Origin of the sequence: Actinoplanes sp. NPDC026623, assembly GCF_040638275.1 — a bacterium.
GTDB lineage: Bacteria > Actinomycetota > Actinomycetes > Mycobacteriales > Micromonosporaceae > Actinoplanes.
This window is the reverse complement of sequence record NZ_JBEZXZ010000033.1, coordinates 32,872-46,252: the sequence shown is the minus strand read 5'-3', so window position 1 is coordinate 46,252 and position 13,381 is coordinate 32,872. Positions and strand designations below refer to the sequence as shown.

10 protein-coding genes are annotated in these 13,381 nt (G+C 68.4%); 9 read left to right on the top strand and 1 reads right to left on the bottom strand.

Annotated elements, in window-relative coordinates:
• The first annotated feature begins 2 nt into the window (after nucleotides 1-2).
• The 8 genes from AB0F10_RS13280 (at nucleotide 3) to AB0F10_RS13245 (ending at nucleotide 10,339) form a co-directional block, all read left to right on the top strand.
• A complete protein-coding gene (locus tag AB0F10_RS13280; protein WP_360623339.1) occupies nucleotides 3-1,070 on the top strand; it encodes a hypothetical protein in 1,068 nt (355 codons plus the stop codon).
• Nucleotides 1,071-1,494: 424 nt separating this feature from the next.
• Nucleotides 1,495-2,646, top strand: a complete 1,152-nt coding sequence (locus AB0F10_RS13275) for a branched-chain amino acid ABC transporter substrate-binding protein (RefSeq protein ID WP_360623337.1) — start codon at nucleotides 1,495-1,497, stop codon at nucleotides 2,644-2,646.
• A gap of 64 nt (nucleotides 2,647-2,710) precedes the next feature.
• Nucleotides 2,711-3,652, top strand: a complete 942-nt coding sequence (locus AB0F10_RS13270) for a branched-chain amino acid ABC transporter permease (RefSeq protein ID WP_360623335.1) — start codon at nucleotides 2,711-2,713, stop codon at nucleotides 3,650-3,652.
• A gap of 35 nt (nucleotides 3,653-3,687) precedes the next feature.
• Complete coding sequence (locus AB0F10_RS13265) at nucleotides 3,688-4,803, top strand: ABC transporter permease subunit (RefSeq protein ID WP_360623333.1); 1,116 nt, start codon at nucleotides 3,688-3,690, stop codon at nucleotides 4,801-4,803.
• On the top strand, nucleotides 4,796-5,692 hold the full coding sequence (locus tag AB0F10_RS13260) for an ABC transporter ATP-binding protein (RefSeq protein ID WP_360623331.1): 897 nt from the start codon (nucleotides 4,796-4,798) through the stop codon (nucleotides 5,690-5,692). Before AB0F10_RS13265 ends, AB0F10_RS13260 begins: the two co-directional genes overlap by 8 nt.
• The gene (locus tag AB0F10_RS13255; protein ID WP_360623329.1) at nucleotides 5,682-6,392 is read left to right on the top strand and encodes an ABC transporter ATP-binding protein; all 711 of its coding nucleotides are present in this window, start codon (nucleotides 5,682-5,684) and stop codon (nucleotides 6,390-6,392) included. Before AB0F10_RS13260 ends, AB0F10_RS13255 begins: the two co-directional genes overlap by 11 nt.
• A gap of 105 nt (nucleotides 6,393-6,497) precedes the next feature.
• Nucleotides 6,498-9,191 (top strand): DNA polymerase I, encoded by a 2,694-nt coding sequence (polA, locus tag AB0F10_RS13250; RefSeq protein ID WP_360623327.1) that lies wholly within the window; start codon nucleotides 6,498-6,500, stop codon nucleotides 9,189-9,191.
• Between the two features lie 782 nt (nucleotides 9,192-9,973).
• A complete protein-coding gene (locus AB0F10_RS13245) occupies nucleotides 9,974-10,339 on the top strand; it encodes a metalloregulator ArsR/SmtB family transcription factor (protein WP_360623325.1) in 366 nt (121 codons plus the stop codon).
• Nucleotides 10,340-10,695: 356 nt separating this feature from the next.
• On the opposite strand, the gene AB0F10_RS13240 is transcribed toward AB0F10_RS13245, so the two are convergent.
• Entirely contained in the window at nucleotides 10,696-11,514 is an 819-nt protein-coding gene (locus AB0F10_RS13240) for a class I SAM-dependent methyltransferase (RefSeq protein WP_360623323.1), read from the bottom strand.
• A 343-nt stretch (nucleotides 11,515-11,857) separates the two neighbouring features.
• Here AB0F10_RS13240 and rpsA point away from each other — a divergent pair, with 343 nt between their 5' ends.
• Entirely contained in the window at nucleotides 11,858-13,375 is a 1,518-nt protein-coding gene (rpsA, locus tag AB0F10_RS13235) for a 30S ribosomal protein S1 (protein ID WP_360623321.1), read from the top strand.
• Nucleotides 13,376-13,381: the final 6 nt, after the last annotated feature.

Genomic DNA, 13,381 nt, shown 5'->3' with positions numbered 1-13,381 from the left:
CGGTGGCTCTGCAATGGACGGAGTCCGTGCTGCCCGTGCCCGCGGGCGCGGCCGGGCGGATCGTGCTCAAAGACGCGGCCACGTGTCAGGGCCGGTGGTTCGTGGTCGGCACGATGCAGACCCCCGCCGGCGACACGGTGCCCGCGGCGTGGTCGAGCGCCGACGCCAAGGCGTGGACCTCGATGAAGATCGACGCCCGGTCCTACTACGGCCGGCAGAACGTGTTCTATTCGGTGGCGTGCCGTGACGGCCGGATGGCCGCGCTGGGCGCGAAGCCGGGCGGGGCGCACGGCTATCCCCGGACGAGTTCCTGGCGTGAGACGCCGGACGGGGTGCTGCACGAGGTGAGTGCGCCGTTCGAGCTGTTCGGTGGCCCCCAGGCGGTCAATGTGGCGCGGCTGGATGCCGGCCCGCCGGGGTGGTTGATCTCCGGCAATCGGATGAGCGGCGCCGCGGCGTGGGTGTCGCGTGATGCGGCGGCGTTCCGGATCGTCGAGCGGGCGCCCGTTCTGGCGTCGAGCGCCGCGGGGGAGACCTGGTCCTTCGACGCGGTGGCCGCGGGTGGCGGCTGGACGATGGTCGGAGGCGAGCAGGCCGAGGGCCGGATCGATCGCGACGCGGTGGGCTGGCAGTCGGCGGACGGTGTCAGCTGGCGGCGGCTGCCGGCCGTCGACGCCGAGCCCGTCTACGAGGAGCTGCAGCGGGTGGCCCTGGATACGTCGCCGGTCGCGGTGGGCGTGCGGGGCACCGCCTTCGGTGTGTGGCGCCTCGACGGGGACAAGTGGCATCCGGGCGCCTCGTTCGGGCAGGTGCGGCTGGATGGGAAGTCGGGCGTCCGGTCGCTCACGGTCGCCGGCGCGAGTCTGTTCTGCGTGACATCGAACGATCAGTCGCATTCGCTGTGGGTGTCCACCGACGGCGGCGGCGGGTGGCGGCGGGCGGGTCTGCCGGCGGCCGCGCCGGTAGGTGCGGACCGTGCGGTTGCGGTGGTCGGCGCGGACCGGCAGCTGCTCCTGCTCCATGACGATGGTGTGCGGGGCCGGATCTACCTGGCCAGGACCGACGGCTAGCACCACCCGTGTGCGGCGTCCCGGCCGGCAGCCCTTCCTGTGTGATCGGACTCCGCCGTGGGCGTCGAACGCGACCTCCGGGCCGGCGCAGGGACCGGGCAAAGAGCGTTCCGGCGCCGGGAGGACCGGGTACGCCCGAAACGGCGCTCGATACACCGAACCCGCCACGAGGGACGAAGCGGTCAGCCCGAAACGGACGGTGAGGGATCAATGCCCCTGATCGTTTTGTGGCCGCGGGCCTGGAGGTAACGGTTTGGCAAGCGTGGGCCCTATGACTTACGTGGCAATTCCTGAGCCAAGTACGCTGCGCCATCACAAGCAGTAAGCAGGTTTCGCGGTTCGGACACGACGGATACGGCAACGGACACGTGGTGGGACTACGTCCGCGGCGCCGCGCCTGCACCTGAATGAAAGGTCATGAGCCTTGAGTCGAAACTACGTACGGGCCCTCGGCGCTGTCGGTCTTGCCGCGGCGTTGCTGGGAATGACGGCTTGCCAGGACTCGGGCGGCGGCGACACCGCCACCGCTGCGAAGTGCGGTGGCAAGATCGCCATCTTCGGCGCCTTCACCGGCGCCAACGCCGGCCTGGTCCTTCCGTCGCTGAACGGCGCGAAGCTGGCGGTCAAGCAGTTCACCGCGGCTAACCCCGACTGCAAGGTCACGCTCCAGGAGTACGACACCCAGGGCAACGCCGAGCAGGCCACCCCGATCGCGAACCAGGTCGCCCAGGACCAGTCGTTCAACGCTGTCATCGGCGGTCACTTCTCCGGTGAGACGAAGGCGACGATGAAGACGTACGAGGCCGCCGGCCTCGTCATGGTCAGCCCGTCGGCGACCGCCGCCGAGCTCACCACGCTCGGCAGCAAGAACTTCTTCCGCGTGGTCGGTAACGACAACACGCAGGGCGACGCGGCCGTCACATACATCAAGAACACCCTCAAGGGCACGAAGGTCTTCGTCATCGACGACGGCCAGCCCTACGGCGTGGGCATCATCAACCGGATCAAGGCGGGCCTCGGCTCGACCGTCGTCGGTTCGGACAAGGTCCAGACGGACCAGACCAACTTCGACGCGACGATCTCGAAGATCAAGTCGGCCGGTCCGGACATCATCTCGTTCGGTGGCTACACCAACGAGGCCGCTCCGTTCCTGAAGCAGGCGCGTGCCGCGGGCATCACCGCCAAGTTCCTCGGCTTCGACGGTCTGTACGACCCCGGTTTCGCCAAGGGTGCCGGTAAGGCCGCCGAGGGCGCGATCGTGACCTGCCCGTGTCTGCCCGCCGACAAGGCCGGTGGCACGTTCGCCGCCGACTACCAGAAGGAGTTCGGCGTCGCGCCGGGTTCCTACGGTGCCGAGGGCTACGACGGCGCGACGATCATCCTGGACGCCTACAAGGCCGGCAAGACGTCGCGCGCGGACATCCTCGCGTTCGTCAAGTCGTACGACAAGCCTGGCGTCTCCAAGTACCTGAAGTTCGACGAGAACGGCGACGTGGACAAGAGCAAGGTCGTCGTCTGGTCGTACGACGTTGTGGGCGAGGGCTTCAAGCCTCGCGAGGAGATCAAGCTCAGCTGACGTTGGTTCTATGAGGCGGCCGGAGGCGAAAGCCTCCGGCCGCGTCTGGTGCAAAGGGGATTTCGTGAACTTCGATGAACTCTTCGGGCACCTGGGCCAGCACACGGTGGACGGCTTGGCGAAGGGCTCTATCTACGCCCTCGTCGCGCTTGGCTACACGTTGGTCTACGGCGTACTGAAGCTGATTAACTTCGCACACTCCGAGGTCTTCATGATCGGCACCTTTGCCGTTCTCGGGGTGTGGAACCTGATGGGCGCTACCGGCAACGAGGGCGTGGGCATGACCCTCCTGCTGCTCGCTGCCGGTCTGCTGGGGGCGGCCCTGGCATCCGGTGTGACGGCGGTAGCCGTCGAGCGGGTGGCCTACCGAAGACTGCGCAGGATGAACGCACCACCGCTGATCTTCCTCATTACGGCGATCGGCGTTTCGCTGGTGCTGTCGGAGACCTTCGGTATCTGGCAGGGCCGACTCGTCCTGGGCATGCCGACGCTCGTCCGTCAGAAGGTCGTCTTCAGCTTCTTCGGCACCGACGTCACCAACACGCAGCTCATTACCGTGGTGGCGGCGCTGGTGATGATGGTCGCGCTCGACCAGTTCATCAACCGCACCCGGTACGGCCGGGGAGTGCGGGCGGTGGCTCAGAACCCGGACGCCGCCGCGTTGATGGGTGTAAACAAAGACCGAGTCATCATGCTCATCTTCCTGCTCGGCGGCCTGCTGGCCGGCGCCGCCGCGCTGCTGTACTCCGTTCGGTACGGAAACACGCGGTTCAACGTCGGCTTCCTGCTCGGCCTCAAGGCCTTCACCGCCGCTGTTCTCGGCGGCATCGGCAACCTGCGTGGCGCGCTGGTCGGCGGTCTGCTCCTCGGCGTGGTCGAGGTCTACGCGGCCACCCTCACCCAGTCCAACTGGGAAGACGTCGCTGCGTTCGTCGTGCTTGTCGTGGTGCTGTTGTTCCGGCCCACGGGTCTGCTCGGAGAGTCTTTGGGGAGGGCACGCGCATGACCGTCGATCAAGATAGTGGCGGACGCCCGAGCTTCATGAGCAGGAACTTCGGTGACGTCGGCAACCGGTTCCGGGGCCTGCCGAAGTGGCAGCGCGTCACCGGCTTCCTCGCCTTCGTGGTGTTCCTGTACTACCTCCCCCTGCTCGGCATCCCCGGTCTCACCTGGCTGCGGACCGACTCGATCGAGGGCGGCAACAACTGGGCGGGTGTGCTCTTCACCTGTGCCATCTACGTGCTCATCTCGATCGGCCTGAACGTCGTGATCGGCCTCGCCGGCCTGCTCGACCTCGGATACGTGGGCTTCTTCGCGATCGGCGCCTACAGCGTCGCCCTGTTCGGATCCCGGCAGTCGCCGATCGTGCAGGCCCTGCAGGAGAAGTACGACCTGCCACCGGAGTGGGCGATCGCCTGGGCGATCTGCATCCCGATCGCGCTGGCCCTGGCGATGATCTCCGGCGTGATCCTGGGCTGGCCGACGCTGCGACTGCGCGGTGACTACCTCGCGATCGTCACGCTCGGCTTCGGCGAGATCATCCGGATCGTCGTGCGTAACTCGGTCGGCTGGTCCGGTGGCCCGGCCGGCGTTGCGGCCATCCCCGGCCCGCAGGGCGAGCCGTCGGCGGACAACAACATTTTCGGTCTGATCGACCCCAAGCCGTGGTATTGGCTGGCGCTGAGCGTGGTGCTTGTCGTGGTCTTCCTGGTACGGCGGCTGGAGAACAGCAGGGTCGGCCGGGCGTGGCTGGCGGTCCGCGAGGACGAGGACGCCGCCGCGGTGATGGGTGTCAACCCGTTCAAGTTCAAGCTGTGGGCCTTCGCGATCGGCGCTGCCCTCGGCGGCCTGTCGGGCTTCCTGTTCGCCAGCCGGCAGGGCTTCATCGAGCCGAACCAGTTCAACGCCAACCTCTCCATCCTGTTCGTCGCGATGGTCGTCGTCGGCGGTTCGGGGAACATGGCGGGTGCGGCACTCGGCGCGGTGCTGCTGGCGTACCTGCCGGAGCGGTTCCGTGACTTCGCGGAGTACCGGTTCCTCGTCTTCGGCCTGGCGCTGGTGCTGGTCATGCTGCTGCGTCCGCAGGGCCTGCTGCCCAGCCGGCGGCGTACGCGTGAGTTGAAGGATCGTCAGGAGGAGGTGGCTGCGGGTGTCTGACGAAAAGCGGGAAGTTCTGCTCGACGTCGACCACGTCACGCTGCGGTTCGGCGGCGTGGTAGCGCTCAACGACGTCAGCTTCAGCCTGTACAAGGGCGAGATCCTGGGGCTGATCGGCCCGAACGGTGCCGGCAAGACGACGTGCTTCAACGTCATGACCGGCGTGTACAAGCCGACGTCCGGCGCGGTGAAGTTCGACTCGCAGCGGATCACCGGTCGTAAGCCGCACGAGATCAACCGGATGGGTGTGGCCCGGACGTTCCAGAACATCCGGCTCTTCCCCGAGATGACGGCGCTCGAGAACGTCATGGTGGGTGCGGACTCCCAGCACTTCACCAGCGTGGTGGGTGCGCTGTTCCGGCTGTACCGGGTGCGGCCCAAGCCGGAGGAACTGCCCCGGGTCAACGCGTCCAACGGCGTGGTGCGGGCCATTCAGCAGCTTCGTCGCACGTCCGCGAAGATCTTCGGTCTGTCCCGGCACACGCTGGAGGAGCGGGCGGGCGAGCGTAAGGCGCGCGACCTGCTCGAGTTCGTCGGCATCGAGGGCCGGGCGAACGACCTGGCCCGCAACCTGCCGTACGGTGACCAGCGTCGTCTCGAGATCGCCCGGGCACTGGCGACCGAGCCGAAGCTGCTGTGCCTCGACGAGCCGGCGGCCGGCTTCAACCCCGCGGAGAAGGAACAGCTGAACCAGCTGATCAAGAAGATCCGCGACCTGGGGTACACCGTGCTGCTGATCGAGCACGACATGCGGCTGGTCATGGGTGTTACCGACCGGATCGTGGTGCTCGAATTCGGCAAGAAGATCGCGGAGGGCAGCCCGGCGGAGATCCGGGACAACCCGAAGGTGATCGCCGCTTATCTGGGGGAGTCCACCGATGCTGCTTGAGTTGCAGGACGTCACCCTGCGGTACGGCCGCATCGAGGCTCTGCACGGGATCACCATGCAGGTCGAAGAGGGCGAGATCGTGGCGCTCATCGGCGCGAACGGCGCCGGCAAGACCAGCACGATGCGTGCCGTCTCCGGCCTGAACACGCTGGCCTCGGGCAAGATCCTTTTCGATGGCGCCGACATCACCGGCATGCGGGCCGATCTTCGGGTGGTCAAGGGGATCTGCCAGTCACCGGAAGGCCGGGGCATCTTCCCGGGCATGACCGTGGCGGAGAACCTCGACATGGGTGCGTACACCCGCCGCGACAGCGCCGCGATCGCGTCCGACCTGGAACGGGTCTTCGGCCTGTTCCCGCGGTTGCAGGAGCGGCGTAAGCAGGCCGGCGGCACCCTGTCCGGCGGCGAGCAGCAGATGCTCGCGGTGGGCCGGGCGCTGATGAGCCGGCCGAAGCTGCTGCTGCTGGACGAGCCGTCGATGGGACTCGCGCCCATGGTCATCCGGCAGATCTTCGACATCATCACGGAGATCAACCAGCAGGGCACCACGGTGCTGCTCGTCGAGCAGAACGCCCAGCAGGCGTTGTCGCGGGCACACCGCGCCTACGTGCTGGAGACCGGTCGGATCGTCAAGGAGGGATCCGGCCAGGATCTGCTCGTCGACCCGGCGGTCAAGGAGGCGTACCTGGGTGTCGCGTGACACCTGGCTTCTCGTCACAGGGCGTCTCCGGCCGGAGGCGCCCTGTGCCGTTCCCGGCAAGCCTTTCCGCGAAGCTGTCGTACCCGCAGACTAGAGTTCTGACCCGTGAGTGACGACGCCCAGACCCCCCGCCTGCTGCTGCTCGACGGGCACTCGCTGGCCTTCCGTGCCTACCACGCGCTGCCGGTGGATAATTTCTCGACGCAGACGGGCCAGGCGACCAACGCCGTGTTCGGCTTCACCTCGATGCTGATCAACATGCTGCGCGACGAGAAGCCCACGCACATCGTGGTCGCCTTCGACGTCTCGCGGAAATCGTTCCGCACCGAGCGCTACGCCGAATACAAGGCCGGCCGGGCGGAGACCCCGACGCCGTTCCTGGGCCAGGTCAGCCTGATCAAGGAGATCCTCGCGGCGCTGCGCATCCCGGTGGTGGAGAAGCCCGGCTACGAGGCCGACGACGTCATCGGCACGCTCGCCCACCAGGCCCGCGACGCCGGCATGGAGGTCGTCATCTCCACCGGCGACCGGGATTCGTTCCAGCTCGCCGGCGAGCACGTCACGATCCTCTACCCGGTGCGCGGCGTGTCCGAGGTCTGGCGGATGACCCCCGAGGCCATCGAGACCAAATACGGCGTGCCGCCCGGCCGCTACCGCGACAAGGCGGCCCTGGTCGGCGACTCCAGCGACAACCTGACCGGCGTGCCCGGGGTCGGCGACAAGACCGCCGCAAAATGGATCAATCAATACGGTGGGCTCGAGGGCGTCATCGCGCGCGCCGACGAGATCAAGGGCAAGGCGGGGGAGAACCTGCGCGCCCACCTGGCCGACGTCATGCGCAACTACGATCTCAACGCGCTCGTCTGCGACCTCGAGCTGCCGCTGGGCCCCGAGGACGTCAAGTGGCACGGCTGGGACCGCGAGGCCGTGCACCAGGTCTTCGACGCGCTCGAGTTCCGGGTGCTGCGCGAGCGGCTCTATTCCTACCTCGAGGCGGTCGAGCCCGAGGCCGAGTCCGGCTTCGACCTGTCCGGCGTCGTGCTGCGCGCGGGCGAGGTCGCCGGCTGGCTGGCCGAGCACGCCCGGGAGGCCCCGGTCGGCGTCGCCGTCACCGGCCGCTTCGGCCGCGGCACCGGCGAGCTGACCGGCATCGCCGTCGCAACCGGCGACGGCCCGGCCGCCTGGTTCGACCCCACCACCCTCGACGAGGGCGACGAGCGCACGGTCGCGGCCTGGCTGGCCGACGCCGCCCGGCCGAAGGCCATCCACGAGGCCAAGTCGGCCATGCTCGCGTTCCGGGCACACGGCTGGTCCCTGGCCGGCGTGCGCGTCGACACGGCGCTCGCGGCCTACCTCGCCAAGCCCGACCAGCGTGCCTACGACCTGACCGACCTGGCCCTGCGCTACCTCAAGCGCGAGCTGCGCGTCGACGCCCCCGAAAACGGCCAGCTCACCCTCGACGGCCTCGGCGAGGACGAGGGCACCGCGGAGCAGAACGTCATGCTCCGCGCCCGCGCCACCCTCGACCTGGCCGACACGATCACCGAGGAGCTGTCCCGCGACGACGGCGCCTCGCACCGGCTGCTCGCCGAGGTCGAGCAGCCCCTGGCGATCGTGCTGGGCGAGATGGAGCACGTCGGCATCGCCGCCGACACGGGCTACCTGTCGGAGCTCGAGGCACACTTCGCCGCCGAGGTGAAGGCGGCCCAGCAGGGCGCGCACGCGGTGGTCGGGCGCGAGTTCAACCTCGGCTCGCCCAAGCAGCTGCAGGAGATCCTCTTCAACGAGCGCAACCTGCCCAAGACCAAAAAGATCAAGTCCGGCTACACCACGGACGCCGACGCGCTGCAGAGCCTGTTCGCGCAGACCGGCGACCCGGTTCTGGAGCACCTGCTGCGGCACCGCGACGTCGCCAAGCTCAAGTCCACGGTGGATGGCCTGCTGAAGTCGGTCTCCGACGACGGCCGGATCCACACCACGTTCAACCAGACCGTCGCCGCGACCGGCCGGCTGTCCTCGACGGACCCCAACCTGCAGAACATCCCGATCCGCACCGAGGAGGGCCGCCGCATCCGCCGGGCGTTCGTGGTCGGCGACGGCTACGAGCGGCTGATGACCGCCGACTACAGCCAGATCGAGATGCGCATCATGGCGCACCTGTCCGGCGACGAGGCCCTGATCGCGGCATTCAACTCCGGCGCCGACTTCCACGCGGCCACCGCCTCGTCGGTCTTCCACGTCCCGGTCGCCGACGTCGTCCCCGACCAGCGCCGCAAGATCAAGGCAATGAACTACGGCCTCGCATACGGCCTGAGCGCCTTCGGGCTCTCCAACCAGCTCAACATCGGCACCGACGAGGCCCGCGCCCTCATGGAGGAGTATTTCGAGCGCTTCGGCGGCGTCCGCGACTACCTCCAGGCGGTGGTCCGCCGCGCCGTGCAGGACGGCTACACCGCCACGATCCTCGGCCGCCGCCGCTACCTGCCGGACCTGAGCAGCGACAACCGCCAGCGCCGCGAAATGGCCGAACGCATGGCCCTGAACGCCCCGATCCAGGGCTCGGCCGCCGACATCATCAAGGTCGCCATGCTCCGCGTCGACTCTGCTCTGCGCTCGGCCGGCCTGACGTCCCGGATGCTGCTGCAGGTGCACGACGAACTCGTCTTCGAGGTCGCGCCGGGCGAGCAGGAGGCCCTCGAGGCCCTGGTCCGCCGCGAGATGGGCGGCGCCTACCCGCTGTCGGTGCCACTCGAGGTGTCGGTCGGCGGCGGCCAGGACTGGAACGCGGCCGACCACTGAGGACCTCCGGCGCTCAGCCCCGCGCGGGGCGGTAGTCACCTGCGGTTCGGCCCGCTGACGGGGTGCGTCGGCGGGCTGGACCCACCGGCCCGGCTTGCGGCTGCGCCGCTTCAATAGCGCGAAAGTCGGGGGGTCGGAGTTCACCGTTTCCAGGCAACCTTCGGTGACTTCGATCGAAACAGGTCCACCCGGCCGCGTCCGCACGCCTATCAGAAACATACTTGTTCACTGGAAGGTGAATTCGAGCGAGAAGTCTGGTTGACAATGAACGCCCGCCCGGTGAACCCGCCTGCGCCTGCCACCGCACCGCCGGCTGTTCCGCCGCCGTGCGGACCCCGCTGGCGACGGTCTCGCGCACGGCCGTCCCGCCGACCTCAGATCGCATGCCGAACCGCGGTCGGCGGCCACCCTCACCGAGCGCACCCACCCTGATCAGGCGCTGACCAGATGGGCTCTCCTGAGCTCGCGGCGGCGACGATTCCCGCAACTCCCGCTCCTCGGCGCTGGTGATCCCGGCCACTGTTGCCGTGTGCCGCGTCAGGTCCCGGCCCGGGTGTCCGAGGTGAACGACGGCCGGCGAGGCCTCGGTGCCGGCGCCGGATCGGCCTCCGGAACCACCGTCCACCTCGGATTCCGCATCGGCCGGGGCGTTGTTCCGGTACGACGCGGAATTCGTTGGCAGGTAATGCATTCTGTCGTTAGTGCGACGAGAAGGCGGCTGTCCGCAGTCATAGTCATTTTGCGGATACCCGAAACTTGCTTCGGTTTGCAATGGTGGGCTGATGTCGAGTTCAACGATCGAATTGACGAAGTCGTCGAGCGTGTGGGCGCCCGTCGTCCAGGGGTCGCTCGATGCCGACCAGGCGCGGGCGTTCGCGCCGATGTTCAAGGCGCTGGGCGACCCGGTGCGCCTTCGGCTCCTGTCGATGATCGCGTCCGCCGGCGGCGGCGAGGTCTGCGTCTGCGACCTCACCGGCTCGTTCAAGCTGACCGGTCCGACGATCTCGCACCACCTCAAGGTCCTGCGTGAGGCCGGCCTGGTCGACAGCGACCGCCGCGGCACGTGGGTCTACTACCGCCTCGTCCCGGGCGCGCTCGCCCTGCTCGCCGGGCTCCTCGACGTCAGCGACGTCATCGCGACGGTCTGATCCGGTCCGCCGCACCGCCGCAACGGTTCCATCTGGCCTGCGCCGGAATCACCTGGTCCGGCTTGGCGTCCGGCCGGCCGGGTCGCTGGTCGCGGCATTCGTGCCGACCACCCCGGTCACGTCGAGCGGGTTCAGGCGAGGCCGCGCCGGGCGGCCCGGTGCGCCTGGCCGCGGCGGATCGTCCGGGTCAGGCTGCCGGGTCCAGCGGCTGAACAGGTGTTCCGGTCGTGGTGAGCAGACGGCGGTGAGCATGCCCCGGTCCCCGGCCGCCGCGGTCTCTCCTCCTGCTCACGGTCGGGTATCCGGATCGTCCCGCTCCCGGCCCGCGCCGAGGGCGGAGGTCGTGACGTGAGCGGTTACGAGGGCAGATGACTGACGAAGATCGCCGTGCCGGGGAAGAGGCGGCCGCGCAGCGGGCTCCACTGGCCCCAGATCTGCTCGTGGCCCTCCGGCCATTCCGGCTCGACCAGGTCGGTCAGCACGAACCCCGCGCCGACCAGTTCGCGGATCCGGTCGCCCAGCGTCCGGTGCTGCTCCACGTAGCTCGGCACCCCGTCCGCGTCCTGCTCCACGTACGGCCGGCGGTCGAAGTACGGGTGCATTGCGACGAGGCCCTCCTCGCCCGGCTCGTCCAGGAAGATCCAGCGCATCGGATGGGTGATCGAGAACACCCATCTGCCGCCGGGCCTGAGGACCCTGGCGACCTCCTTCATCACCGCGCCGGAGTCCGCCACGAACGGGATCGCGCCGAACGCCGTGCAGACCACGTCGAAGGCCGACGTCGCGAACGGCAGCGCCAGCGCGTCGGCCTGGACCAGCGGCACCTCTACCCCGCAGCGGCCGGCCGCGGTGCGCGCGTGGCGCAGCATCCCCGCCGACAGGTCGAGCGCGACCACGTCGGCGCCCTGGCCGTCCAGCCAGCGCGCTCCCGCTGCCGCGCCGGCGCCCAGCTCCAGGATCCGTTTGCCGCGGACCTCGCCCAGCAGGCGGGCGTCAGCCTCCCGCAGCCCCTCCGGGCACCAGACGAAGTCCACGTCGCCGAGGAACGGGCCGTGCTCCTCCTGGTAGTCGTCCGCGTCGAGGTCCCACCAGTGCCGGCTGGCCGCGCGGCTTTCGTCGTCGGTCACCGCCCGGCGAAGCGTGCCGGCCGTGGGAGATGGTTGCGCTTCGATCACCGTTCAGACGGTACGGGTGCCCTCCGACACCTCCCAGGCCAGGGCCGGATGGGCGTAAAAGGGCACAAAAAGCCCTCGGTACGGAGTTTGCCTTGAACAATGTGCCTCGGTCATCAGGAGGCCTTGCAACCTGTGGTAATGCGCACGGTAAGCTAGTCGATGCACTCGCGGATCGTGTGCCTCGGCAGGGAGCAGGTTCCGCAAGTCGTCGGTCCCAGCATGATCCTGCTCGCCTGATCTGACCTCAGTTGTCGTGATCACCGGATGCTCGTGCTGTGCCCGCCGGCAGTTCCGCGGGGCGCGAGAGTCACCACGACACCATCCGTTCGGAGCAACAGTCCACATGACGAGCAGCATCGAGGCCACCTCGAGCGCCAACAGGGTCACCGTCGACGATCTTGGCTCGGAGGAAGCATTCCTCGCAGCCATCGACGAGACCATCAAGTACTTCAACGACGGCGACATTGTCGAAGGCACCGTCGTCAAGGTCGATCGGGACGAGGTCCTGCTCGACATCGGCTACAAGACCGAGGGCGTCATCCCCTCGCGCGAGTTGTCGATCAAGCATGACGTGGACCCCGCGGAAGTGGTGTCGGTTGGTGACCACATCGAAGCCCTCGTCCTCACCAAGGAGGACAAGGAAGGCCGCCTGATCCTCTCGAAGAAGCGCGCGCAGTACGAGCGCGCTTGGGGCACCATCGAGAAGATCAAGGAGGACGACGGCGTCGTTCGCGGCTCCGTCATCGAGGTCGTCAAGGGTGGCCTCATCCTCGACATCGGCCTCCGTGGCTTCCTCCCGGCCTCGCTGGTCGAGATGCGCCGCGTCCGCGACCTCCAGCCGTACGTGGGCCGGGAGCTCGAGGCGAAGATCATCGAGCTGGACAAGAACCGCAACAACGTGGTCCTGTCCCGCCGCGCCTGGCTCGAGCAGACCCAGTCCGAGGTTCGCACCGAGTTCCTCAACAAGCTGCAGAAGGGCCAGGTCCGCAAGGGCGTCGTGTCCTCCATCGTCAACTTCGGTGCCTTCGTGGACCTGGGTGGCGTGGATGGCCTGGTGCACGTCTCCGAGCTCTCCTGGAAGCACATCGACCACCCGTCCGAGGTTGTCGAGGTCGGCCAGGAGGTCGAGGTCGAGGTGCTCGACGTCGACCTGGACCGCGAGCGCGTCTCGCTGTCGCTGAAGGCGACCCAGGAAGACCCGTGGCGTCAGTTCGCCCGGACCCACGCGATCAACCAGATCGTGCCGGGCAAGGTCACCAAGCTGGTTCCGTTCGGTGCGTTCGTCCGCGTGGACGACGGCATCGAGGGCCTGGTGCACATCTCCGAGCTGGCCGAGCGGCACGTCGAGCTGCCCGAGCAGGTCGTCCAGGTGGGCTCCGACGTCATGGTCAAGGTCATCGACATCGACCTCGAGCGTCGCCGGATCTCGCTGTCGCTCAAGCAGGCCAACGAGAACTTCGTCGAGGGCGAGGAGCACTTCGACCCGACCCTCTACGGCATGGCTGCGACCTACGACAACGAGGGCAACTACATCTACCCGGAGGGCTTCGACCCCGAGACGGGTGAGTGGCTCGAGGGCTTCGACAAGCAGCGCGAGGTGTGGGAGAAGCAGTACGCCGACGCTCGCGAGCGCTGGGAGGCCCACACCAAGCAGGTGCAGGCGTCCCGCGAGGCCGACGCCGAAGCCGCGCTCAACCCGGTTCCGGCCGGTGGCGTGACCACCTCGTCGACCTCCACCTCCACCTCCACGTCGACGAGCTCGTCCTCGCCGGCGCGTGCGGCGGAGGAGCCGGCCGGCACCCTGGCCACCGACGAGGCGCTCGCCGCTCTGCGCGAGAAGCTCGCCGGCGGCAAGAGCTGACCCAGC

Bases quoted from the DNA above. Each gene is read 5' to 3' on its own strand.
- AB0F10_RS13265 (WP_360623333.1), top strand. From the start codon at position 3,688: ATGAGCAGGAACTTCGGTGACGTCGGCAACCGGTTCCGGGGCCTGCCG.
- AB0F10_RS13255 (WP_360623329.1), top strand. From the start codon at position 5,682: ATGCTGCTTGAGTTGCAGGACGTCACCCTGCGGTACGGCCGCATCGAG.
- AB0F10_RS13245 (WP_360623325.1), top strand. From the start codon at position 9,974: ATGTCGAGTTCAACGATCGAATTGACGAAGTCGTCGAGCGTGTGGGCG.
- rpsA (WP_360623321.1), top strand. From the start codon at position 11,858: ATGACGAGCAGCATCGAGGCCACCTCGAGCGCCAACAGGGTCACCGTC.